At 60.3% G+C, this 23,618-nt stretch carries 22 protein-coding genes, 4 tRNA genes and 1 pseudogene; 5 read left to right on the forward strand and 22 right to left on the reverse strand.

Annotated features, from left to right (window positions below):
- Window positions 1–19 precede the first annotated feature (19 nt).
- A pseudogene (locus ACLH0I_RS19730) lies at window positions 20–328 on the forward strand (addiction module antidote protein).
- A 133-nt stretch (window positions 329–461) separates the two neighbouring features.
- Here the strand turns inward: ACLH0I_RS19730 and ACLH0I_RS19735 are convergent.
- Complete coding sequence (locus ACLH0I_RS19735; RefSeq protein WP_018610855.1) at window positions 462–734, reverse strand: hypothetical protein; 273 nt, start codon at window positions 732–734, stop codon at window positions 462–464.
- Window positions 735–1,108: 374 nt separating this feature from the next.
- On the opposite strand from ACLH0I_RS19735, the gene ACLH0I_RS19740 reads away from it, so the two are divergent.
- On the forward strand, window positions 1,109–1,396 hold the full coding sequence (locus ACLH0I_RS19740) for a type II toxin-antitoxin system Phd/YefM family antitoxin (RefSeq protein WP_411385168.1): 288 nt from the start codon (window positions 1,109–1,111) through the stop codon (window positions 1,394–1,396).
- Window positions 1,386–1,673, forward strand: coding sequence for a type II toxin-antitoxin system RelE family toxin (locus ACLH0I_RS19745; RefSeq protein WP_053123438.1), 288 nt, complete (start codon window positions 1,386–1,388; stop codon window positions 1,671–1,673). Before ACLH0I_RS19740 ends, ACLH0I_RS19745 begins: the two co-directional genes overlap by 11 nt.
- Before the next feature lie 444 nt (window positions 1,674–2,117).
- Here the strand turns inward: ACLH0I_RS19745 and ACLH0I_RS19750 are convergent, their stop codons facing one another.
- From ACLH0I_RS19750 to ACLH0I_RS19760, 3 genes are all read right to left on the reverse strand, one after another.
- Window positions 2,118–2,633, reverse strand: a complete 516-nt coding sequence (locus ACLH0I_RS19750; protein ID WP_411385169.1) for a hypothetical protein — start codon at window positions 2,631–2,633, stop codon at window positions 2,118–2,120.
- Between the two features lie 108 nt (window positions 2,634–2,741).
- Window positions 2,742–3,179 carry a type II toxin-antitoxin system YafO family toxin gene (locus tag ACLH0I_RS19755; protein ID WP_411385170.1) on the reverse strand — a complete coding sequence of 146 codons (438 nt, stop codon included), beginning with the start codon at window positions 3,177–3,179 and terminating at the stop codon, window positions 2,742–2,744.
- Window positions 3,179–3,631, reverse strand: a complete 453-nt coding sequence (locus ACLH0I_RS19760; protein ID WP_411385171.1) for a hypothetical protein — start codon at window positions 3,629–3,631, stop codon at window positions 3,179–3,181. The genes ACLH0I_RS19755 and ACLH0I_RS19760 overlap by 1 nt, the downstream gene beginning before the upstream one ends.
- A gap of 485 nt (window positions 3,632–4,116) precedes the next feature.
- Here ACLH0I_RS19760 and ACLH0I_RS19765 point away from each other — a divergent pair, with 485 nt between their 5' ends.
- Entirely contained in the window at window positions 4,117–4,404 is a 288-nt protein-coding gene (locus ACLH0I_RS19765) for a type II toxin-antitoxin system Phd/YefM family antitoxin (RefSeq protein ID WP_250963087.1), read from the forward strand.
- A 144-nt stretch (window positions 4,405–4,548) separates the two neighbouring features.
- Here the strand turns inward: ACLH0I_RS19765 and ACLH0I_RS19770 are convergent, their stop codons facing one another.
- The 3 genes from ACLH0I_RS19770 to ACLH0I_RS19780 form a co-directional block, all read right to left on the reverse strand.
- Window positions 4,549–5,784: an FYVE zinc finger domain-containing protein gene (locus ACLH0I_RS19770; protein ID WP_250963086.1), complete on the reverse strand. Its 1,236-nt coding sequence runs from the start codon at window positions 5,782–5,784 to the stop codon at window positions 4,549–4,551.
- A gap of 433 nt (window positions 5,785–6,217) precedes the next feature.
- Window positions 6,218–6,862 (reverse strand): hypothetical protein, encoded by a 645-nt coding sequence (locus ACLH0I_RS19775; protein ID WP_250963085.1) that lies wholly within the window; start codon window positions 6,860–6,862, stop codon window positions 6,218–6,220.
- A gap of 85 nt (window positions 6,863–6,947) precedes the next feature.
- A tRNA-Val gene (locus tag ACLH0I_RS19780) sits at window positions 6,948–7,024 on the reverse strand.
- 183 nt (window positions 7,025–7,207) lie between these two features.
- Here ACLH0I_RS19780 and ACLH0I_RS19785 point away from each other — a divergent pair.
- Window positions 7,208–8,491, forward strand: coding sequence for an NAD(P)/FAD-dependent oxidoreductase (locus ACLH0I_RS19785; RefSeq protein WP_411385172.1), 1,284 nt, complete (start codon window positions 7,208–7,210; stop codon window positions 8,489–8,491).
- A 193-nt stretch (window positions 8,492–8,684) separates the two neighbouring features.
- On the opposite strand, the gene ACLH0I_RS19790 is transcribed toward ACLH0I_RS19785, so the two are convergent.
- The 15 genes from ACLH0I_RS19790 to asd all read right to left on the reverse strand — a co-directional run bounded on the left by ACLH0I_RS19790 (window position 8,685) and on the right by asd (window position 23,567).
- Window positions 8,685–8,761, reverse strand: a tRNA-Asp gene (locus ACLH0I_RS19790).
- Between the two features lie 89 nt (window positions 8,762–8,850).
- A tRNA-Asp gene (locus ACLH0I_RS19795) sits at window positions 8,851–8,927 on the reverse strand.
- A gap of 58 nt (window positions 8,928–8,985) precedes the next feature.
- Window positions 8,986–9,061, reverse strand: a tRNA-Val gene (locus tag ACLH0I_RS19800).
- 103 nt (window positions 9,062–9,164) lie between these two features.
- Window positions 9,165–9,938, reverse strand: coding sequence for an SDR family oxidoreductase (locus tag ACLH0I_RS19805; RefSeq protein WP_186707446.1), 774 nt, complete (start codon window positions 9,936–9,938; stop codon window positions 9,165–9,167).
- A complete protein-coding gene (locus tag ACLH0I_RS19810; protein ID WP_186730747.1) occupies window positions 9,935–11,146 on the reverse strand; it encodes an O-succinylhomoserine sulfhydrylase in 1,212 nt (403 codons plus the stop codon). Before ACLH0I_RS19810 ends, ACLH0I_RS19805 begins: the two co-directional genes overlap by 4 nt.
- Window positions 11,147–11,203: 57 nt before the next feature.
- Window positions 11,204–12,709 carry an amidophosphoribosyltransferase gene (purF, locus tag ACLH0I_RS19815; RefSeq protein ID WP_186707444.1) on the reverse strand — a complete coding sequence of 502 codons (1,506 nt, stop codon included), beginning with the start codon at window positions 12,707–12,709 and terminating at the stop codon, window positions 11,204–11,206.
- A gap of 40 nt (window positions 12,710–12,749) precedes the next feature.
- A complete protein-coding gene (locus ACLH0I_RS19820) occupies window positions 12,750–13,310 on the reverse strand; it encodes a CvpA family protein (RefSeq protein ID WP_030142022.1) in 561 nt (186 codons plus the stop codon).
- A gap of 89 nt (window positions 13,311–13,399) precedes the next feature.
- Window positions 13,400–14,071 carry an SPOR domain-containing protein gene (locus ACLH0I_RS19825; RefSeq protein WP_411385173.1) on the reverse strand — a complete coding sequence of 224 codons (672 nt, stop codon included), beginning with the start codon at window positions 14,069–14,071 and terminating at the stop codon, window positions 13,400–13,402.
- A complete protein-coding gene (folC, locus tag ACLH0I_RS19830) occupies window positions 14,055–15,362 on the reverse strand; it encodes a bifunctional tetrahydrofolate synthase/dihydrofolate synthase (RefSeq protein ID WP_411385174.1) in 1,308 nt (435 codons plus the stop codon). The genes ACLH0I_RS19825 and folC overlap by 17 nt, the downstream gene beginning before the upstream one ends.
- Window positions 15,359–16,279: an acetyl-CoA carboxylase, carboxyltransferase subunit beta gene (gene accD, locus ACLH0I_RS19835; RefSeq protein ID WP_003179765.1), complete on the reverse strand. Its 921-nt coding sequence runs from the start codon at window positions 16,277–16,279 to the stop codon at window positions 15,359–15,361. Before accD ends, folC begins: the two co-directional genes overlap by 4 nt.
- A 265-nt stretch (window positions 16,280–16,544) precedes the next feature.
- Window positions 16,545–17,168, reverse strand: coding sequence for a phosphoribosylanthranilate isomerase (locus ACLH0I_RS19840; RefSeq protein WP_186707441.1), 624 nt, complete (start codon window positions 17,166–17,168; stop codon window positions 16,545–16,547).
- 63 nt (window positions 17,169–17,231) lie between these two features.
- Window positions 17,232–18,056 (reverse strand): tRNA pseudouridine(38-40) synthase TruA, encoded by an 825-nt coding sequence (truA, locus tag ACLH0I_RS19845; RefSeq protein ID WP_003203852.1) that lies wholly within the window; start codon window positions 18,054–18,056, stop codon window positions 17,232–17,234.
- A gap of 316 nt (window positions 18,057–18,372) precedes the next feature.
- Window positions 18,373–20,970, reverse strand: a complete 2,598-nt coding sequence (locus ACLH0I_RS19850) for a FimV/HubP family polar landmark protein (protein ID WP_411385175.1) — start codon at window positions 20,968–20,970, stop codon at window positions 18,373–18,375.
- A 209-nt stretch (window positions 20,971–21,179) separates the two neighbouring features.
- Window positions 21,180–22,190, reverse strand: a complete 1,011-nt coding sequence (locus ACLH0I_RS19855) for an aspartate-semialdehyde dehydrogenase (protein WP_411385176.1) — start codon at window positions 22,188–22,190, stop codon at window positions 21,180–21,182.
- Window positions 22,191–22,454: 264 nt separating this feature from the next.
- Window positions 22,455–23,567, reverse strand: a complete 1,113-nt coding sequence (gene asd / locus ACLH0I_RS19860) for an aspartate-semialdehyde dehydrogenase (RefSeq protein ID WP_053185893.1) — start codon at window positions 23,565–23,567, stop codon at window positions 22,455–22,457.
- Between the last annotated feature and the right edge of the window lie 51 nt (window positions 23,568–23,618).

Below are 23,618 nucleotides of genomic sequence, written 5' to 3' on the forward strand. Positions count from 1 at the left end.
TGGCAAAGGAAATTTGAACATGAGCCAACACTTGACGACATTTGACATGGCGGCACTGCTCGATAGCGACGAAGCAATCAGTGAGTACTTTTCTCAAGTGCTGATTGATGGTGATAGCGAGGAGTTTCTCCGAGCGATCGGTTATGTCGCCAAGGCCCAAGGCATGGCGCAGATTGCTAAAGACTCTGGCAGGGGCCGAGAAAGCTTGTAGAAGGCGTTCGCACCTGGATCAAAGCCGAGATTCGATACCGTACTCAAGGTCATTCATGCGCTAGGCATTGATCTTCATGCGCAGCCTGGGCATGGAGCTGAACATTCGCCTGCCTGAGTATGGGTTTCCTTGTTCTTTGGCTTCGCCTCTTCTTTACCCATCCTGCAGTCAATGGGGACACATGCCCTGCCCTCTTGAATTTTCTCCCAAGCTTTATGAAAACGGGCGACTGATTAGTCGCCCGTTTTCATTATTCCGCCACCTGCGCCCGCAATCGTCTTCCGATCACATCCATGACATCACAGCCATCGCGCAATGACGTGGTCAGCAATTTACAAAAATCAGTGAGCACCACGGTGTCTGAGCTGATGTCCGAGCGAAACGCGATATTTTCCAGGACTTGGGTCACCGTGCGGATGCGGTAATCGGCGGTTTCGAAAAGGACGTCTAGAGGCGCTTCGGTGTCGATGAGCAGGGTTGCGGGGATGCAGTCGATGCCGGTGATGGGCATGTATCGGGTCATGAGCAGTACCTTCATTCAATTGATTTTAGGAGCAGGAGCTTCTGCGCTTCATTCAATCGAGTCGCCAAACCCGGATCGCCATCTGAGCGATATAGAGACAATAAGTTGCCTATCCAGATGCTGCAATGCGCTGGTTTCCGAGGTTTGTGTAGGAATTTGCGTCAATACCTTTCGCGGCTCTCGTTTGAGCCTTCATAAGTCGCAGCGGCAAAAAACCCTCTCCTTTTCCCTTTTCCCGCCCTCCTTTCTCCCGAAACAAAAATGTCCGGCGCGGTCAAGCTCCATCCAACCTTAGAACGAGGGATTGGAACGCTGAACGCTTGCCTACACAGCATCAAAAGACCAGAATAACGACCTAAATCGGAGTCTTATCTATGCAGAATATCCTGGCCGATGTGGCCGTCAGCGTATCCGAACTCAAGAAGAATCCCTCTGCGGTCCTGAGCGGCGCCAACGGCTTGCCCGTGGCCGTGCTGAATCACAACCGCGTTATGGGTTACATGGTCCCTGCCAACGTGTACGAGGCGATGGTTGAGCGCTTGGACGAACTGGAACTGGTTCACTTGGTCAAGGCACGGCTCGACGCCAACGAAACACCCGTTCAAGTATCTCTCGACGATCTCATCAGCGAGGCCGAGGCAGATATCGCCAATGGCCGTTGAGTACGGAGTCGAGTGGGATCCGAAAGCGCTGAAGGAACTGCGCAAACTCGACGGCACCATCCGCCTCCAGTTCTTGCGAAAGCTCCAAGAACGGCAGGCCGGGCCACGAGTGCCAGGAGATGCGCTTCACGGCATGAAGGACTGCTACAAGATCAAATTGCGCGGCGCCGGCTACCGACTCGTGTACCGCGTTGAGGATGGACGGATTGTCATCCTAGTGCTGGCCGTCGGCAAGCGGGAACGAAGCAGCGTCTACGATTCGGCCAAGAATCGGTAGGCAGATAAAAGAAGCCCGGCGCTGAGTGAATTAGGGGCAGACCACGATTAGAGCTCACCTGTACTCAACCTCCCCATAGTTGTGGTCTGTCCTCGTTTCTTCGATTGTTGACCGTCAAAAGCTGGCACAGCGTAATTACACCGAGTTGAGTGGAACTGCGAGAGCGGATATAGACAATAGGAGTCGACTTCAACTTCAGGTGTCGACAATGTCCAAGCTATCCCGCTTCATTTTTCGCTTCATCCTGCTCCTCACACTGCTGTGCTTCTTACGATCGGACTCGACACCACCTCGGGTTGATGCGGAACCAACTGAAGGTTCCCGGAAGGAAGCTAACGCCGGTAACGCTTTTGGGCTCAGGGGAACCGAGGGGGACAGACCACAATTTTGGTCCGTCTAAAATCGACCAGTCTCATAATCGGTCTGTCCCCCGCTTTCCCGGGTTCAGCACTTGAAAAGCATATTGCACCGAGCACACCACCCTTCAGCTGCGCTCCGGCTCATTGGAAAACGGAGCGGAGGATGACTTGTATCGGCAACCATCAGAACCAATGTGAATCTTATGAATCTACGCCGAATCTCGTCGACTGGAACGCCCATGCCCGCCCCATCGACTATTTGAAGCACGCCGCCCGATACCTTGCTGTCAATCTGTTGCCACTCAAACTGCCAGCCTGTTACCCACGTGAAGTCTCGAACTTGATAATCGCCGGTGGCGCTTTGGCATTGAGTGAGTTTTTTGTTGGAAGGGTCAAAGGCAAAAAATAGGGGGCTTGGAAAGCCGAGCAACTGAGTATCGTCAAGGCTCAGGCCTTCTTTTAGGTTGATGGACGCTACAAGTGCTTTTGCTCGTCTCTTGCGCCGTATCAAGTGCCATATAGCGAGGCAAAAAATAGAAATAGAAGCCAGGAAGAGCTGACGTCCTTCGACGGTAAGCTTACCGGACGAAAACTCTATCATGCCCCACACGAATCCTATCGTCGCAAGCCCCGATACCCAAGCAACGGGGATCACTATACTGTTAGCAAGGCTAGCTCCAAGCGTCCTCAAACAGTTTTTCATCATAATTCAGTTTTCGTTTCGGAATTTTTTTGCCAGTATCCCAAGCCTAGTCATCACGGCATTGACCTTCGCCTTGTCGTGCGCATACGGCGCGAAGAATGCCAGGATCATGTATCGGTCTTCGTAAAGCTCGCCCTGTACGTAGACTAAAGCGGCATCCAGCTGCGGCCGCTTTATGTCGCATTTTCTGTAGGCTTGCCGATCGGAAGCCCTGAACGTTTGGGGTGGTAGAGCGATATGAATATGGCGAAGTTGGCCGGATCGAGCCGCTGCCGGCTCGTGATATGGCTGATCACACCCCATATAACTGGGAAGTGTCTGACCTTTGCTAACCATGCAGACGGTAAAATCTTTAATTATCTGGTCTAGTGCAAAAGGATGGGCTGCGAGTGCCAACTCGATATCAGCCTGCAATTCAGGATGGATTTCGACTCGAATAACCACTATCCGATTTGATCGATCAGACGCTGCGTGTTGCGGGTCGTCAGGGTTTTCAGCCCTTCCAAGTCGATATCACTCTCGATGACATTCGGGACGATCGTGCGTTGACGTATCAGGGAATCATTCATCGCCGCGACCGAGCGCGCCTTCGCTACAGCTCGAAGCAGCGTATTGAATTCTTTTTCGCGCCCGACCGGAGTACCTGCTTCACGGAGCCTCTTCTCTACAAACCTCAGGTTGTCTGCGATCAAGCCAAAAGGATGGTCTTCCAGATGGCATTCTGGAACGTCTGCCTCGCACAAAATCCTGGTGTATTTACTCATGTCGGTTTCGAGCCTGCGCAGTTCGCCAACAACACTTTTCACTAGATCCTGCACATTCGCCTGGGTCCGCTTCGCTGCTGCAGTTGATTGTTTGGCTGGCACTACTTCCGCATGCGCCATTTGATCAGTCATGACCAAGCATGCCGCAACCATAGTCATGGCGATGGTCGGCCCCGACCAAGGGCCTTTGCTTTGAGCTGCTACTGTCATAACGTCACCAAATCTATCGAATTGCTCAAATACTATACAGTGAAATCAAGGCTCGATGCATGGCAGCGAGCAGCCGGTAGTCAAGCCAGCGATACGCCTATCCACCGTTTTACCAAATCTTTTTCCTGAAAATATCCAGAGCGTAACGCGATGGAAAACCTCCGGCGAGGGGCTCAGGACCTGATTAGCGCCCTTGAAAACATTTTCAGAAACCTCCTACGTCGCAGTTTTACAGCAGCGGCAAAAAAATCCGTCCCCTTTTCCCTTTCCGCCACCCTTTTCCCCGAAATAAAAACGTCCGGCGCAGCCAAGCTCCATCCAACCTTTGAACGAGCGGTTGGAACGCTGAACGCTTGCCTACACAGCACCAAAAGACCAGATTAACGACCTAAATCGGAGTCTTATCTATGCAGAATATTCTGGCCGATGTGGCCGTCAGCGTATCCGAACTCAAGAAGAACCCCTCTGCCGTCCTGAGCGGCGCCAACGGCTTGCCCGTGGCCGTGCTGAATCACAACCGCGTTATGGGTTACATGGTTCCTGCCAACGTGTACGAGGCGATGGTTGAGCGTCTGGACGAACTGGAACTGGTTCACTTGGTCAAGGCACGGCTCGATGCCAACGAAACACCCGTTCGAGTATCTCTCGACGATCTCATCAGCGAGGCCGAGGCAGATATCGCCAATGACCGTTGAGGATGGACGAATTGTCATCCTGGTGCTGACCGTCGGCAAGCGGGAACGAAGCAGCGTCTACGATTCGGCCAAGAGCAGATAGGCAGATACAAGAAGCCCAGCGCAGGCCGGGCTATCGTGGTCTGCCCCGTTTTCCGGCAGCAATCAGCCGCTAGCACAGGATTTACAGACGCGCAGATTCCCTGTCTCGGGCGCTTTCCCCGGCCGGATAGCCGGCATTGGTACCACCTTCGTCTCTTTGCTGCAGTTATCACAAAAAATGCCGCCGCACGCTCGACAGTGGTGCTTACGGGTAAAGACGCCAAAGGAGGTATTGCAGCCGGGGCAGCGCTGGACGCTGTCGTCTGGTTTCCAAAGACTGGGTCGGCTTTGCAATTGGCGAAACACGTCCTGCCCACCGGGAACTTCCGCAGCCTTGTAGAACGTTTCGATTCCTTTATGCACGCTCGTCGCGCCGGTCATGACCTCGTGGTACGTGTGGGTCGAACTCTGGCTGGTCGGCATGAAATGAAAGAAGGCGACAATACAGAACGCCAGTGCGGCAAGGCTATCATCGTCATCGATACCCATTTGCTTGGCGGCGTAAACCATATCCATCGCCGAGCCGGATTTACCTGCCCAGATGGAGTTGTTCAGGCTGCGCTGGTTAGCGATCCAGAGGTTATCCTCCGCAAGGCTGTATTTCTCGTTCTCGATGCGCATACCTTGGGTAGTGCCTCGATTTGGCGTCTTGAATCTGTTGCAACGGCAGAAGTCGTGGATAGCGGCGACCTTTTTATACAGCCGGGTCAGCGGCAGCTCGTTTGCGAGGGCGACGACAATGTCCCGAGTCCAATCCAGTGTGGCGCCGCGGCCGTAGTACGACTCGCCCTCAGGGCAGTTGCGTTCTCTGTTGGTGATAGCCCGCTGGATATTCCCTATCAATCGGTCCAGCACATAACGTTCGAACATCTTGACGTTGGCGAGGACATCGAGCGCCAGGCGCTCTTCTTTTTGCCTGTTATCCGTGGCTGCGACATGCCCTCGTAGCGCGGTGATCAGCGCGTCGATCGAGGTGAATATTTTTTCCTGTGTGCTTTGCAATGCCAGACCGGTAGGTGCACCGTCCAAGCGCCCGGCAGGCGCGAACGGACTGCTCGAAGACACGGAGACGAATTGCCCGCGGGACCTGCCGCTCGCAATGGGTGCTGCTACCCAATCATTGAACGTTGGCAGAAGCAGCGCCGATTCGTCGGCGGCGAGCCGTGGCGCCACGTACGTGCTCCAGAATGCCGCCCTGGGCAGTTTGCTGCTGAAACGTCGGATCTTTTCCTCCCGCACCAGTTGCTCCACGCCCTCATCGGCGCAATCGAAAACAAGGATCTCGTTGACCGTTAACATGGCTCGTCCTTGAGAGAAAAAACTGGCGGGTGGATCGCTTGGCCGCTTAGCAACACGTGGCTGCGCTAGCCATCAGTGATGGCCTGTGCATTCTCGAAAGTCTTGTATGCCGCAGTGCTTACTTCGCTCGATTTGACGATCGAGAGCAAGTGCTCCAAGGCATCAACTTGCGCTTGATTGCTCATGGCTCGCGCCTTGACCTGACCCAATGTCGGAACACCAAGGAATAGCCCACAAACTCGAATCTCGCCAACCGACGTAAAAACTGGGGGACGTAAAAACTGAGGACAGCCCCTGATTTGCGTCAGGACGTGTTCGCGCGCAACCTGAAACCGCCCTCTCTTTATTCGCCGCAACGCAAAAGCCCCGACCTAAGTCGGGGCTTTCTCGCTTCTGCTAGACGCAAACCCCGCTCGATGGCGGGCTGTACTTGCTAGTTTTTGCAGACCACCTGCGGAGCCGCAGCAGGCGTTAGCTTTTGTGGGACCACAATGGAAGTGCCAGGCACCGCGCTCAGTTCGAGAACCGCCAACATGCAAATAAGCGCTTGCTCGCCATCTTTGTTTAGACTGCCATCCACCCCTACCACCGCTTCGTAATCTTTCCCTGGTTCCAGCTTGTAGACGAGCGCCTGGCCACCACAGGTCCGATAAGTGTTGCCATTGCCCGCAATGGTCGCGCCCCAGGTTGCAATCTGGAATGGCAGATCCGTTCTGACGCGATACTCGGTTACGACCTCTTGGTAAGCCCCTTCCCCCCTCCGAATCGCAGGGATGTACTGGATAAGACTGGGCCAAACTCTTTTCGGTACGCCAACGCTCGCCGATTTCAGGGGATACTGCGGATAGTTGATGTTCGCTGTCCCGTCCCGCCCGAAACGTCCGGCTTCAGCCATTTTATGCCGGGTAGCAGGAGCACAACTACCGACGACGCTATCTCCGTACACATCGGAGTTCGTGATAACGCGAACACGCGCCACGCCCTCTGATTGAGTAGGCTCTTCATATGGAACTGAAGGTATTCCAGAGCAACCAGCAAGTGCTACAGCAAGAAAAGTTAGGGAAGTGACAACCCGCATGACCATGTCCTTATGTGTGCGCCAACAAAAAAGGGCCCACCTTTCGGTGGGCCCTTCTAGACCGCCCAGCAGAGCGGATTTTGTTTGGTAGGCGCGATTGGACTCGAACCAACGACCCCCACCATGTCAAGGTGGTGCTCTAACCAACTGAGCTACGTGCCTGCTGTGAGGCGGCATTCTACGGAATTCCGGAGGGGTGTCAACACCTTTTTTTCACCTAACCCTATGAATATGCAAAATATTTAATTTCGCCGCCGCAACGAAGAATCGGGGGTGGCTGGCGGCCGATTTTTATCTCGGGTAGGATCGTCGCATTCGTAAAAAATATAAAACAGAGGTTCCAGAATGACGAACACAACCTACCCAGCGTCCTATTACGCCGCATCGGCCAACCCGGCGCCGTCGCGCCCAGCCCTGCAGGACGATGTGGAAACCGATGTATGCGTGATCGGTGCGGGGTATACGGGGTTGTCTTCTGCGCTGTTTTTGCTGGAGAACGGTTTCAAGGTCACTGTGCTTGAGGCGGCCAAGGTCGGCTTTGGGGCTTCGGGTCGCAACGGTGGGCAGATCGTTAACAGTTATAGCCGCGACATTGACGTGATCGAGCGCAGCGTCGGCCCTCAGCAGGCGCAGTTGCTGGGCAACATGGCGTTCGAGGGTGGACGGATCATTCGCGAGCGGGTGGCGAAGTATCAGATCCAGTGTGATTTGAAGGACGGCGGTGTATTCGCCGCCCTCACCGCTAAACAAATGGGCCATCTGGAGTCGCAGAAGCGTTTATGGGAGCGTTTCGGTCATACCCAGCTGGAACTGTTGGACCAGCGACGCATTCGCGAGGTGGTGGCTTGCGACGCTTACGTGGGCGGCATGCTCGATATGAGCGGCGGGCATATTCATCCGCTCAACCTGGCGCTGGGCGAAGCGGCGGCAGTGGAGTCGCTGGGTGGAGTGATTTACGAGCAATCGCCCGCGGTGCGCATCGAGCGTGGAGCAAGCCCGGTTGTGCATACGCCGCAGGGCAAGGTCAGGGCCAAGTTCATTATCGTCGCCGGCAATGCCTACCTGGGCAACCTGGTGCCGGAGCTGGCGGCCAAGTCGATGCCTTGCGGTACCCAGGTGATTGCCACCGAGCCGCTGGGAGAAGAGCTGGCCCGTAGCCTGCTGCCACAGGATTATTGCGTCGAAGACTGCAACTACTTGCTCGACTACTACCGGCTGACAGGCGACAAGCGTCTGATCTTCGGTGGCGGCGTGGTATATGGCGCGAGGGATCCGGCGAACATTGAGGCGATCATTCGGCCGAAGATGCTCAAGGCGTTCCCGCAACTCAAGGATGTGAAGATCGATTACGCCTGGACCGGCAATTTCCTGCTGACGCTGTCGCGTCTTCCGCAGGTCGGGCGACTGGGAGATAACATTTATTATTCCCAGGGCTGCAGCGGTCATGGCGTGACGTATACGCACTTGGCGGGCAAGGTGCTGGCCGAGGCGCTGCGTGGGCAGGCTGAGCGTTTTGATGCGTTTGCGGACCTGCCCCACTACCCCTTCCCCGGCGGTCAGTTGTTGCGTACGCCTTTTGCGGCGTTGGGGGCTTGGTATTACGGGTTGCGGGATAAATTGGGGTTCTGAAGCCACCTACACCAAGGGCTGCTTCGCAGCCCAGCGGGAGCAAGCTCCCTCGCCACAGAATCCAACCCATAGATCGCAGTACGCCGAAAACAAAAAACCCCGGTCTTTCGACCAGGGTCTTTGCTATCGACTAGAAGGAGCTTTGCAGCTTTCTTCCTAGCTTCAAGGCGTTCAGTGGGCCTCGAAGCAGATATGGCGCAGCGGACGGGACTCGAACCCGCGACCCCCGGCGTGACAGGCCGGTATTCTAACCGACTGAACTACCGCTGCGTATCGCTATGGACTTGCGTCCAGTTAACTCGTCTGATCAAAACCCTTGGGTCTGGATCTCGAACCAGGCGAACCTGCTTCGGAAAATATGGCGCAGCGGACGGGACTCGAACCCGCGACCCCCGGCGTGACAGGCCGGTATTCTAACCGACTGAACTACCGCTGCGCGTCGGTGGAGGCTTCTGACAGCTTCCGTCTTGCTTTCGCAAAACTCTCGTAAAACATGGTGGGTGATGACGGGATCGAACCGCCGACATTCTGCTTGTAAGGCAGACGCTCTCCCAGCTGAGCTAATCACCCTTTGCTTCGTTGAGGCCGCGAAATTTACGCAGGTACCGAAGCTAAGTCAATAGCAGGGTTGAAGTTTTTTCAAAACAGTTTCAAACGGTACCCGCAACCATCCTCACTCATAAATCATTTTCTTGGTCATGCCGCCGTCCACCACGAACTCCTGCCCCGTGACAAAACCGGCATTGCGCGACAACAGCCACGCCACCATGGCCGCCACGTCCTCTACCGTCCCTACCCTGCCCGCCGGATGCTGGGCGTGATCGGCGTCGGTCAGGGGTTGCGCGCGACGCTGGGACGGATCCCGTGCATCGATCCAGCCGGGGCTGACAGCGTTGACCCGGATCTCCGGCCCAAGGCTGATTGCCAGGGCATGAGTCAGGGCCAGCAGGCCGCCCTTGCTCGCCGCATAGGCTTCTGTGTCCGGTTCTGACTGCGCAGCGCGGGTCGAGGCCAGGTTGACGATGGCGCCGTTGTGGGCGCGCAGATACGGCGCGCAGTGCTTGGCCAGCAGCATCGGCCCACCCAGGTTCACCGCCAGGACCCGATTCCAATAAGCCAGGTCCAGGCTTTCGAGGGTGATGTTGTGCGGATCGGCGATGGCCGCGTTGCACACCAGCGCGTCTAGCCGTCCGAACTGTCCAAGCACCTCGGCGATACCGGTGGCAACCTGCCCCTCATCCGCCACGTCCATGGCGATGAACCAGGCATTGTCACCCAGGCTCTTCGCCACCTTGGACCCGCGTTCGCGATCCAGATCGGTCAGCACCACCTGCCAGCCTTCACAAATAAGCCAGGCGGCAATGCCCAGGCCAATGCCCCGTGCGGCGCCCGTAACCAGTGCAACCCGGCCATGAGTGCCGCTCGGCGGCGTAGCCAGCTCGATCACAAGGCCGCCAACCCGCGGGCCAGGTCGACTTGCAGGTCCGCCACGTCTTCCAGGCCGACCGCAACGCGGATCAGGCTGTCACGAATACCCGCCGATTCACGTTCCTGGGGCGACAGGCGACCGTGGGAAGTGGTGCTCGGGTGGGTAATCGTGGTCTTGCTGTCGCCCAGGTTGGCGGTGATGGAAATCAACCGGGTCGCGTCGATGAAGCGCCAGGCGCCTTCCTTGCCGCCCTTGACCTCGAAGCTCACCACCGCACCGAAACCGCGCTGCTGACGCAGGGCCAGGTCATGTTGCGGATGGCTCTTGAGGCCGGCGTAGTGCACTTTCTCGATGCCGTCCTGCTGCTCCAGCCACTCGGCCAGGGCCTGGGCGTTGGCGCAATGGGCTTTCATGCGCAGGCCGAGGGTTTCCAGGCCCTTGAGGAAAATCCAGGCGTTGAACGGGCTGAGGGTCGGCCCAGCGGTGCGCAGGAAACCCACCACTTCTTTCATCTGCTCGCCACGACCGGCCACGACGCCGCCCATGCAACGGCCCTGGCCGTCGATGAACTTGGTTGCCGAATGCACCACCACGTCCGCGCCCAGCTTCAGCGGTTGCTGCAGCGCCGGGGTGCAGAAGCAGTTATCGACCACCAGCATGGCGCCCTTGGCGTGGGCGATTTGCGCCAGTGCGGCGATGTCCACCAGTTCGGCCAGGGGGTTGGAAGGCGACTCGACGAAAAGCAGCTTGGTATTGGCCTTGATGGCAGCATCCCAAGCAGACAGGTCCGCCAGGGGCACGTAGTCGACTTCCACACCGAAACGCTTGAAGTACTTTTCGAACAGGCTAATGGTCGAACCGAAGACGCTGCGCGATACCAGCACATGATCGCCGGCACTGCACAGGCTCATCACCACGGCCATGATCGCAGCCATGCCGGTGGCGGTCGCCACGGCTTGCTCGGCGCCTTCCAGGGCGGCGATGCGTTCTTCGAACGCACGCACGGTCGGGTTGGTGTAGCGCGAGTAGACGTTGCCCGGTACCTCGCCAGCAAACCGCGCCGCGGCGTCGGCGGCGGTGCGGAACACGTAGCTGGAGGTAAAGAACATCGGGTCGCCATGTTCGGCTTCCGGTGTACGGTGCTGACCCGCGCGAACCGCCAGGGTATCGAACGCTACGCCTTCAAGGTCGCTGTCCAGCCGACCGGCATCCCAATCCTGACTCATGCTGCCACTCCTGTAATCGGTTAAACGCAAACCGGCCCCTCGGGGCCGGTTGGTGACTCAGTTGTTGTACAGATCGATGATCGCACTGACCGCCTGGGTCTTGGCCTTGGACGCGTCGTTACGCGCGTTCTCGATCCTGTTCAGGTAGACCTCGTCGATGTCGCCGGTGACGTACTTGCCGTCGAATACCGCGCAATCGAACTGCTCGATCTTGATCTTGCCGCCGCCCACCGCTTCGATCAGGTCCGGCAGGTCCTGGTAGATCAGCCAGTCGGCGCCGATCAGGTCGGCCACGTCCTGGGTCGTGCGGTTATGCGCGATCAGCTCGTGGGCACTCGGCATGTCGATGCCGTAGACGTTCGGGTAGCGCACGGCCGGGGCCGCGGAGCAGAAATACACGTTCTTGGCGCCGGCTTCACGGGCCATCTGGATGATCTGCTTGCAGGTGGTGCCACGGACGATGGAGTCATCCACCAGCATCACGTTCTTGCCGCGGAATTCCAGTTCGATGGCGTTGAGCTTCTGGCGTACGGATTTTTTCCGTGCGGCCTGGCCCGGCATGATGAAGGTCCGGCCGATATAGCGGTTCTTCACAAAGCCTTCGCGGAACTTGACGCCCAGGTGGTTCGCCAGTTCCAGGGCCGCGGTGCGGCTGGTGTCCGGGATCGGGATGACCACGTCGATGTCGTGTTCCGGACGCTCGCGCAGGATCTTGTCGGCCAGCTTCTCGCCCATGCGCAGGCGCGCCTTGTAGACCGAGATGCCGTCGATGATCGAGTCCGGACGCGCCAGGTAGACGTGTTCGAAGATGCACGGGGTCAGGGACGGGTTGGTCGCGCACTGACGGGTGTGCAGCTTGCCATCTTCAGTGATGTAGACCGCTTCGCCCGGGGCCAGGTCGCGGATCAGGGTGAAACCCAGCACGTCCAGGGACACGCTTTCCGAGGCGATCATGTACTCGACGCCTTCGTCGGTGTGACGCTGGCCGAACACGATCGGACGGATGCCGTGGGGATCGCGGAAACCGACGATGCCGTAGCCGGTGATCATCGCCACGACTGCGTAGCCGCCCACGCAACGGTTGTGCACGTCGGTCACGGCGGCGAACACGTCTTCTTCGGTCGGCTGCAGCTTGCCGCGCTGGGCCAGCTCATGGGCGAACACGTTGAGCATCACTTCCGAGTCGGAACTGGTGTTGACGTGGCGCAAGTCAGACTCGTAGATCTCCTTGGCCAGTTGCTCGACGTTGGTCAGGTTGCCGTTATGCGCCAGGGTGATGCCGTAAGGCGAGTTGACGTAGAACGGCTGGGCTTCAGCCGACGTCGAGCTGCCCGCGGTGGGGTAGCGCACGTGGCCGATACCCATGTGGCCGACCAGGCGCTGCATGTGACGCTGGTGGAACACGTCACGCACCAGGCCGTTGTCCTTGCGCAGGAATAACCGGCCGTCATGGCTGGTCACGATACCGGCAGCGTCCTGGCCGCGGTGCTGGAGCACGGTTAGCGCGTCATACAGCGCCTGATTGACGTTCGACTTACCGACGATACCGACGATGCCACACATGCGACGCAACCCCTACTTAATGGATCTGAACTGAACACACTTACTGCGGCGTTTTGGCCGTCGGCAAGAGGTGTTCCTTGAACGGTATTTCAGCGGGTACGCTGATACCGCTGGCAAGCCACTGACTGCTCCAACCCAGGATCAGGTTTTTGGACCAGTCTGCGACCAATAGAAATTGTGGCACGAGCCGGGACTCCTGCCACCACGTATCCTGCTGTACCGGCCCCAGGCTCAAGAGCCCGACGGCCACGACCACCAGCAACGCGCCACGCGCCGCGCCGAAGGCCATGCCCAGGAACCGGTCCGTCCCGGAAAGCCCGGTGACGCGAATCAGTTCGCCGATCAGATAATTGATCATTGCGCCCACCAGCAAGGTGGCGATAAACAAGATGGCACAGCCCGCGATCACGCGGGCCGAGGGAGTTTCGATGTATCCGGCGAGGTACTGGGACAGCGAACCACCAAACATCCAGGCGACGACTCCCGCGATGATCCAGGTCAGCAGCGAGAGGGCTTCCTTGACGAAGCCGCGGCTCAGACTGATCAATGCGGAGATGGCGACGATCGCAACGATCGCCCAGTCAACCCAGGTAAATGGCACGGTGCAGCCTACAGACGGATAAGGCGGCGCATTTTAGCAGAGCGCAGGGCTGTCGGTAAGCTGCGTGATTCAAATCAGCTAAAACGCTGTCAGCCGCGCTCTGGCTGGAAGCGCACCACGAAACCCTTGAGGTTCTGCTGGCGGCTGAGCAGGTCACGCAGGCGGTCGGCCTCGGCGCGCTCGATCAGCGGACCGACAAACACCCGGTTCTTGCCATCGGCGGAACGGATATAGGCGTTGTAGCCCTGGCTGCGCAAGGTTTTCTGCAGGTTCTCGGCACTTTCACGACTGGTCAGGCTGGCCAGTTGTACCGACCAACTGACCGACAGGCCATTGGCATCCACACGGCTCTGGGTCGTGTCCGGCTTGGTCGGAGCAGCGGTGATCGGCTGGCTCGGGGCCGGCTTGACCGCCGGCGTCGCCGGAACAGGCACGGGTGCGACAGCCGGCTTGCTTGGCGCGGCGGGAGCCGGCGTGGCAGGTGCAGGTGCAATCGGCGTGGAAGGCACAACAGGTTGCTCAGCCAGTTCCTCGTCGCTTGGCACAGGCTCTTGAGGCAACGCCTGGGGCTCAGGCACGACCACGGGCTCGACCTGCACGGGCGGCACCGAAGGCGCCTGGGGCGCGGCCGGCGCGTCGACCGTGACCTGGCGCTGCTCGTCCTGACGGGAAAACAGCATCGGCAGGAAAATCACCGCCAGGGCCACCAACACCAGGGCCCCGACCATGCGCTGCTTGTACGCCTTATCCAGCAATGCCATCTGCAGCTTCCTCCGTGGAGCGCCGGGCCAACCATTGAAGGGCCTCGGCAACACAAAAAAATGATCCGAACAGCAGGATTTCATCATCGGCCGTCGCCAGGGCACACTGCCCTTCCAGGGCGGCGGCCACGCTGGCGTAGGCTTGCACTGGAGCGCCGTGACGCTGCAAAGCGCCGTGCAACTCAGCGGCCGTACGCGTGCGCGGCGAATCCAGCGGCGTCACCGCCCAGTGCTGGACACTAGCATTCAACGCCTCGACAACGCCATCCAGATCCTTGTCGGACAGCAGTCCGAACACCGCCAGGCGCCGCCCTGCCACGGGCCGTCGTGCGAGGCGCTCGGCCAGGTACTGCGCCGCATGGGGATTATGGCCGACGTCCAGCAACAGGTTCAGGCGCTTGCCTTGCCAATCGAACTGACGGCGATCAAGGCGCCCGACCACACGGGTCGCCTGCAACGCCTGGACAATTTGCCCGGCTTCCCAGGGCAAGCCCAGCAACAGGTAGGCCTGGAGCGCCAGCGCGGCGTTTTCCATCGGTAAATCCAGCAGTGGCAGATCACGCAACTCCACCGGATTGCCACGCAGGTCAGTACCGCGCCACTGCCAATGCTGCTCGGTCATCGCCAGGTCGAAATCCCGCCCACGCAAAAAGAACGGGCAACTGAGCTCGCGGACCTTGTCCAACAATGGCTGGGGAGGATTGAGATCGCCACAGAGTGCAGGCGCCCCCTGGCGAAAGATGCCGGCCTTCTCGAAGGCCACGGATTCGCGGGTATCGCCCAGGTAATCGGCATGGTCCACGCCAATGCTGGTGACCAGTGCGATGTCGGCGTCCACCAGGTTGACCGTGTCCAGGCGCCCGCCCAGGCCGACTTCCAGCACCACCGCGTCGAGACCGGCACGGGCAAACAACCAGAACGCCGCCAGGGTGCCCATCTCGAAATAGGTCAGGGTTGTATCGCCTCGCCCGGCTTCCACCGCGGCAAAGGCTTCGCACAGCTGGGCGTCCGTGGCTTCGACGCCATTCACCTGCACCCGCTCGTTGTAGCGCAGCAGATGCGGCGAGCTGTAGACACCGACGCTCAGCCCCTGGGCCCGCAGCAGCGAGGCCACGAAGGCGCAGGTCGAACCTTTGCCATTGGTGCCGGTGACGGTGATCACCCGGGGCGCCGGCTTGGCCAGTCCCATGCGGGACGCTACCGTTCGCGAGCGCTCCAGCCCCATGTCGATGGCTGTTGGATGCAACTGCTCGAGGTAGGCAAGCCAGTCGCCCAGGGTGCGTTGGGTCATAGCCCGGCAGGCACTGGCGGAACGACGATCGGCTCGATCGGTGCAGCGACGAACTTCGGCGTCGGCAGCCCCATCAGTTGCGCCAGCAGGTTGCCCAGGCGCGGACGCAACTCCTGACGATGAATGATCATGTCGATGGCGCCGTGCTCCAACAGGAATTCACTGCGCTGGAAGCCTTCCGGCAGTTTTTCACGCACGGTCTGCTCGATCACACGCGGCCCGGCAAAACCGATCAGGGCTTTCGGCTCGCCGACGATCACGTCGCCCAGCATCGCCAGACTGGCGGAAACACCACCGTAGACGGGGTCGGTCAGCACCGAGATGAACGGAATGCCTTCTTCACGCAGACGCGCCAGCACCGCGGAGGTCTTGGCCATTTGCATCAGGGAGATCAGTGCTTCCTGCATCCGCGCACCGCCGGAAGCGGCGAAGCAGATCATCGGGCAACGGTTTTCCAGGGCATGGTTGGCGGCACGAACGAAACGCTCGCCGACGATGGCGCCCATGGAACCGCCCATGAAGGAGAATTCGAAAGCCGAGACCACCACCGGCATGCCCAGCAAGGTGCCGCTCATGGACACCAGGGCGTCTTTTTCACCGGTCTGCTTCTGGGCAGCGGTCAGGCGATCCTTGTACTTCTTGCCGTCGCGGAATTTCAGGCGATCCACCGGCTCCAGGTCGGCGCCCAGCTCCACGCGGCCTTCCGCGTCCAGGAAGATATCGATACGGGCACGCGCGCCGATGCGCATGTGGTGGTTGCACTTGGGGCAAACGTCCAGGGTCTTTTCCAGCTCGGGACGGTACAGCACCGCCTCGCAGGATGGACATTTGTGCCACAGACCTTCAGGCACCGAGCTTTTCTTCACCTCGGAACGCATGATCGAAGGGATCAGTTTGTCTACCAACCAGTTGCTCATGCTTTCTTTCTCCAGTACCGGCGGCCCGAACGCTCTGGTTCGCGGCCCCGCGTATGCCCTTGAGCTAAATTCATTGTGCGGCGAGGATCGAACGGCCACCACGGTCAGCGCGAAACATGACCTGCGTGCAGCCCAACCTCCTCTGCCATCCCGGCAACCGCTGCACCGCGGTTGCCCCTACGCTATCGGCCCACCCGAAGGCGGTGCCTGCCTGCTTTGTACAGTGCAGGTATGGACGGCGGCAGTCTGCCAGCCGTCACATTGACTACTGGCTGTTGCGAACAGCAGCCAGGAATGCACGAATCTTTGCCGGATCCTTGATGCCCTTGCCCTGCTCCACCCCGCCACTCACATCCACCGCATACGGACGAACCTGGCGAATGGCCGAGGCGACGTTTTCCGCCGTCAAGCCACCGGCCAGGATGATCGGCTTGCTCAGCCCTTGTGGCACCAGCGACCAATCAAATGCTTCGCCGGTACCGCCGGGCACGCCTTCCACATAGGTGTCCAGCAAGATGCCGCTGGCACTGGCAAAGGCTTCGCAAGCGGCGGCGATGTCGTCGCCGGCCTTGACTCGCAACGCCTTGATGTACGGGCGATGCCAGCCTTCGCAATCGGCCGGGGTTTCATCGCCATGGAACTGCAACAGGCCCAGCGGCACCGCATCGAGGATCTCACCCAGCTCGCAACGACTGGCATTGACGAACAACCCTACCGGGGTCACGAACGGTGGCAGGGCCTGGATGATCGCCCGCGCCTGCTGCACCGTCACCGCCCGCGGGCTCTTGGCGTAGAACACCAGCCCGATGGCATCGGCCCCGGCCTCGACCGCCGCCAACGCGTCCTCGACGCGAGTGATCCCGCAAATCTTGCTGCGAACGACCGGCATGGTGGGTAAAACCTCGGGCAAATCCTTGAAAGTCCCGGATGGTAACAAATGCTGCGGAGGGCGTCAGCCGTCAAGTTCCGAGAAGCCCGTGAGGAAATGCGGCCCGATGTAACGCTCTGGCAGCTCGAATTCATCGCGATATTCGACCTGCACCAGGTACAAGCCAAACGGGTGCGCCGTGACGCCACCGGAACGGCGGATGCGACTGTCGAGCACTTCCTTGATCCATTCCACCGGCCGCTCGCCGGCACCAATGGTCATCAGCACGCCGGCAATGTTGCGCACCATGTGATGCAAGAAGGCACTGGCGCGGATGTCGAGCACGATCATCTTGCCGTGACGGGTCACCCGCAGGTGGTGCAACTCCTTGATCGGCGACTTGGCCTGGCACTGGCCGGCACGGAAGGCGCTGAAGTCATGGACGCCGACCAGGTATTGCGCGGCCTCGGCCATGCGCTCGACATCCAGCGGGCGGTGGTTCCAGGTGATCTCTTCGTTCAGGTGCGCCGGGCGAATCTGGTCGTTGTAGATCACGTAGCGGTAACGCCGGGCGATGGCCTTGAAGCGCGCGTGAAAATGCGCCGGCATCACCTTGGCCCAACTGACGCTGACGTCGTGGGGCAAGTTGATGTTCGCGCCCATGACCCAGGCCTTCATCGAGCGCTCGACCTGGGTGTCGAAATGCACCACCTGGCCACAGGCATGCACACCGGCATCGGTACGACCAGCGCAATGCAGCGACACGGGCGAATCGGCGACTTTGGACAGTGCGTTTTCGAGGGTTTCCTGCACCGTCAATACACCGGACGCCTGGCGCTGCCAGCCACGGTAGCGCGAGCCTTTGTATTCAACGCCCAAGGCGATCCGGAAAAAGCCGTCGGCCGCCATTTCGGCGGCCGGGTTGTCTATGTTTGCCAAGGAATTACAGCCTGCTGAGGTACGCAAAGGCGGGCATTATAAGGCCGGCTGGGCGGGATGCCAGTGCAATAGATAGCCCTGTGGTGAATGGACTCACGCCATCGTCGGATCGCCGCCCGGAGCAAGCTCGCTCCCACAAGGATCTGCGGTGAGTGTTGAACGTCTGGGCACCCGAGAACCCTGTGGGAGCGAGCTTGCTCGCGATGAGGCCAGCCCAGACACTATAAATCCCGCCGCAAACAAAAACGGCAGCCTCACCGGCTGCCGTTCTTGTATAACCACTGACTCAAGCGAGGCGCGACAACATCTCCTGCGCTTCGCTCTTCTGGGTGGCGTCGCCTTCGCTGAGGACTTCGCCGAGGATGTCGCGGGCGCCGTCGTTGTCGCCCATGTCGATGTAGGCCTGGGCCAGATCGAGCTTGGTCGCCACCTCATCGGTGCCGCTGAGGAAGTCGAAGTCCGGTTCGTCTTCAGCGCCAACCAGGGCATCTTCGGCGGTGAACGTCGGCTGGCCCAGGCTGTCGGACAGGCGATCCAGCTCGGCGTTGACATCGTCCAGCTCGGACTCGAAGGCATCCTTGGGCGCATCGTGCGCATCCATTTCGTCCGACAGGGACAGATCGAAATCCGCCGGCAGCTCAAGATCGTCGGCCGGCGTATCGGCCAAGGCCGGCGTTTCAGGCGCAGGCACATCCAGGCCCTTGAGGTCGTCGTCCAGGTCCAGCAGGAAGTCTTCATCGTCGAGCGCAGGGATCGGGGTCGGCGCATCGGCGCCCAGGTCCAGGTCGAATTCCGACAAGTCGTCCAGGCTTTCGTTGGCCTCGGTCTGCTGCTTGAGCACCGATTCGAAGCTCAAGTCGTCGTCTTCCGGGAACGCGTCCAGTTCGGCGACAGGCTCCTGTGCTGGCGCGATCGGGGCCGTCTCCAGGTCATCCAGGCTCAGGTCGAAGGCGCTGTCCAGCTCCTCATCGGTCGGCGATTTGTCTTCCAGCAAGTCCTTGACGTACTGCGCGTCCAGTTCTGCCGCAACGGCCGCAGCGGCCAGGCCAGCGGCGGTCGCGACCACCATGGCCGGGAAACGGCTTTTCAGCTGTTCGACCTGGGCGAAGTTGTCGCCATTGGCCACCAACTGGCGTTCCTGGGCGACAAAGGCGTCGCGGTCGCCCTGCTGACCGTAGACTTCCATCAACTTCAGGCGCAGGTCGCTGCGCTGGGGCTCGGCCTTGATGCCTTGCTCAAGCAGGTCGGCGGCCTGGTTCAAGCGGCCGCGGTCGATATGGGACTGGGCCTGGGGCAGTACGTCGTCGGAGCGCTCGGCGGCCGGCGCCACCAAAGGCGCGGCGATAGGCGGCGTGACCACCACGGGCGCGACCACCGGGGCCGGCTTGGGCACGGGTGCAGGAGCCGGCGCGGGTTTTGGCTCGAGTTTTACGCTAGGCGGTGGAACATCAATGCCCTCGAAGCTGCTCGGGGGCAGATCGAGCTCCGGGGAGAAGTCCGCCTCCTCCTCAAGGGCTCGGGCCATGCGCAAGTGTTTTTCCGCTTCCTGTTGGGCCTTGCGGCGACGGGCGAGCAACAACAGCAGCAACAGCAGGAGCAACGCGCCGCCGCCAATCAAACCCAACAGGATCGGATTGGTCAGGAGGTCGTTGTATTTTTGCTCATTGGACGCGGCAGGCGTCGGCTCGACCGCCGTGGCTGGCGGGGTCGCTTCCGGGGCCGGCGTGGGTGCAGCCGCCGGGGTCTGTGGCGCTGGCGCAGGGGTCAACTCGGCGGACATCGCCGGAGGCGCCTCGCCAGCGGGTGCCTCGCCAGCCGGAGGAATGGCGGCGCCTTCGGCCTGCATCTTCGCCAGTTGATTGTTCTTCAGCTCGATCAGGCGCTGCAGCTTGTCCAGTTGGCTCTGCAGATCCGCCATGCGGCTTTTCAGTTCTTCGTTATCCCGGCGCGCCGAATCGAGGCTTTCCTGGGTAACCGCCAGCTTGTTGGAAAGCGCCTGGGCATCGCCGGCAGCGCCCTTGCCGCCCGCCTTCGCCGCATCGGCCGACACCAGGCTCAAGTTGTCGCGACCGGCCGCCTGGGCCGGCGCGCCTTCGCCACGGCCACGCTTGGTGGCGTCCAACTGCTGCTTGCCGGCACCCGCCACGCCACGCCGTCCCGAGCGCCAGGCGGCGTTCTGCGCCGCCACTTCGGCGATGGCCTGGGGTTGCGGCAACGCTGTGCTTTGTACCGGGTCAGGCAGGCGCAACACCTGGCCGGTCTTGAGCAGGTTGATGTTGCCGTTGATGAACGCGTTCGGGTTCAACGCCTGGATCGCCAGCATGGTTTGCTGGACCGACCCACCGTTGCGCACCTTCGCGGCGATTTCCCACAGGGTATCGCGCGGCGTGGTGGTGTACTGGGAAGGCTTGGTGGCCCCGGTGACCGGCGTGGACACGACCTGGGGCGGTTTCGCCCGGGCGGCATCGGCGGCCTGTGGCGAGAATTTGGATGGATCGAGCAGTACGCTGTAGTCGCGCAAGAGGCGGCCGTTGGGCCACATCACTTGCACCAGGAACTTGACCATCGGTTCGGACAACGGCCGGCTGGACGTGACCCGCAGGACACTCTTGCCGTTGGCGTTGATCACCGGGGTGAAGCTCAGGTCGCTAAGAAAGGCTTGGCGATCGATGCCCGCCTTGGCGAATTCTTCGGGTGGAGCCAGGCTTGGCACCACTTCGGCGGCAGTCAGTTGCTGGACATCGAGCAGTTCGATTTCGGCGACCAGGGGCTGGTTCGGCGGCGACTTGAGGGTCAATTCCCCGAGCCCGAGCGCTTGCGCCATACCGGAGGACAGCGCCGAGGCGGCCGCTATTGCTAACACCAGTTTGCGAACTTGAACCATAGCCTCTTCCTTTGTTTGAACATTCCTCGGCCAGCGAGAAGGTATTGATGCCGCTGCCGTAAGGCATTGCGCGCAGCCCCGAAGCGACGGTGCGCGCGATCATTTCACTCATGCCCCGGGAAGTCCCCCAGAGGGATGTTCGCCTTCAGCATTCCGACCAAGCATAGCGCCCAGCTAGAATCATTCGACAAATTGACGCCAAGTATCTTTTACAGCAACTCTTTTATCAACAACTCAGCCACCTGCACGGCATTGAGCGCCGCACCCTTGCGCACGTTATCTGACGTCAGCCACATATTTAGTTCAGCCGGATCGTCGATCCCACCGCGCACCCGACCAACGTAGACCACATCCTGCCCCACTGCATCACCCACCGCGGTCGGGTAATCGCCCGCCTCCACCAGCTCGATACCGGGCGCCGCCTCCAAGGCCGCGTTCACCTTGGCCAGGTCGATGGCATTGGCAGACTGCACGGTCACGCTAAAGCTATCGCCAAAAAACACCGGGGCTTGAATGCAAGTGACGGAAATCTTTAACAAAGGTTGATTCAGCACCTGGCGCAGCTCACGGACCAGGCGCTTTTCCAGCGACGTATGGCCCTGCTCGTCCGGCGCACCGACCTGGGCCAACAGATTGAACGCCATTTGCCGGTCAAAGAACGTTGGCTCCAGCGGACGGGCGTTGAGCAGCTCGGCGGTCTGGCGCGCCAGCTCGCTCACGGCCGCGCGGCCCTGGGCCGATACCGCGAGGCTGGCGGTCAGGCTGATGCGCTGCAGATCCAGGCATTCGCGCAGCGGCGCGAGCACCACCGCCAAGGCCGTGGCCGATGCGCTGGGGCTGCTGACCTGCAGCGGCTTGCCCAGGCCAGCCAGGACCTGGGCGTTGGCTTCCGGCACGATCTGCGGCGCCTGCTCGGGCGGCAACGCGCCGGACAAATCGATCAGTGCACAGCCGGCCGCCGTGGCTCGCGGGGCGAAACTCAGGGTCACCGCCGGGCCGGCGGCGAAGAACACCAGTTGGACTTTGCTGAAATCGAATTCGTCGACCTCGCGTACCCGCACGTTTTTATTGCGAAACATCACCGAGCTGCCTGCCGATTCGCTGCTGGCCAGCAGGTGCAGGTTGCCGACCGGGAAGTCCCGCTCTTCGAGAATCTGGACAAGGGTTTCGCCGACAGTACCGGTGGCGCCGATCACGGCAATATCAAAGGACTGGCTCATGGGTCTACCTCAGGTAAAACGTGGGGAGCGGCACTTTACCGGGTGGTGGGTGGGCAGGCAATTGGGCAGGGGGATTTGCGGTGCCTGGGTTGGCCCCATCGCGAGCAAGCTCGCTCCCACATGGGATCTTCAGTGGCCGCAAGATTTGTGGGAGCGAGCTTGCTCGCGATGAGGCCGCCCCTGACACCACATGCCTCAAGCGGCTCTTCCAATAAAAAACCCGCGCCTCTCACAAGGCACGGGTTCTTTCACAGCGACAGTCGATCAACGCTCGAGCAGGATCCGCAGCATGCGGCGCAGCGGTTCGGCCGCGCCCCACAGCAGTTGGTCGCCGACGGTGAAGGCACCGACGAATTGCGAACCCATGTTCAGTTTGCGCAGACGGCCCACCGGTACATTCAGGGTGCCGGTGACCTTGGTCGGGCTCAGCTCCTGCATGCTGGTCTCGCGATTGTTCGGCACCAGCTTGACCCAAGGGTTGTGCTGGCTGATCAGGCCTTCGATGTCGGCGATCGGCACGTCTTTGTTCAGCTTGATGGTCAGCGCCTGGCTGTGGCAGCGCATGGCGCCGATGCGCACGCAGATGCCGTCCACCGGGATCGGGCTCTTGAAGCGACCCAGGATCTTGTTGGTTTCGGCCTGGGCCTTCCATTCTTCACGGCTCTGACCGTTAGGCAGTTCCTTGTCGATCCAGGGAATCAGGCTGCCGGCCAGCGGCACGCCGAAGTTCTCGGTCGGATAGGCATCGCTGCGCATCGCCTCGGCGACCTTGCGGTCGATGTCGAGGATGGCGCTGGCCGGATTGGCCAGGTCATCGGCGACGGCGGCGTGGGTCGCGCCCATCTGCTTGATCAGCTCACGCATGTTCTGCGCGCCGGCACCGGACGCCGCCTGGTAGGTCATGGCGCTCATCCACTCCACCAGACCGGCTTCGAACAGGCCACCCAGGCCCATCAGCATCAGGCTGACGGTGCAGTTGCCGCCGATGTAGTTCTTGGTGCCCGCGTCCAACTGCTGGTCGATGACCTTGCGGTTCACCGGGTCGAGGATGATCACCGCATCGTCCTGCATGCGCAGGCTGGAAGCGGCGTCGATCCAGTAACCCTGCCAGCCGGCTTCACGCAGCTTGGGGAATACTTCGCTGGTGTAGTCGCCGCCCTGGCAGGTCAGGATCACGTCAAGGGTCTTGAGCTCTTCGATGCTGTAGGCATCCTTGAGCACACCGGTGTCCTTGCCCACGGACGGGCCCTGGCCACCGACATTGGACGTGGTGAAAAACACCGGCTCAATGAGATCGAAATCCTGCTCTTCCAGCATTCGCTGCATGAGCACGGAACCGACCATGCCGCGCCAACCGATCAGACCTACACGTTTCATCGCAACTACACCTATACAAAAGTGGGCCACCGTCGAAGCGGTGGGCCCGAA

This window comes from Pseudomonas sp. MPB03, assembly GCF_046605385.1.
Lineage (GTDB): Bacteria > Pseudomonadota > Gammaproteobacteria > Pseudomonadales > Pseudomonadaceae > Aquipseudomonas > Aquipseudomonas zanjanensis.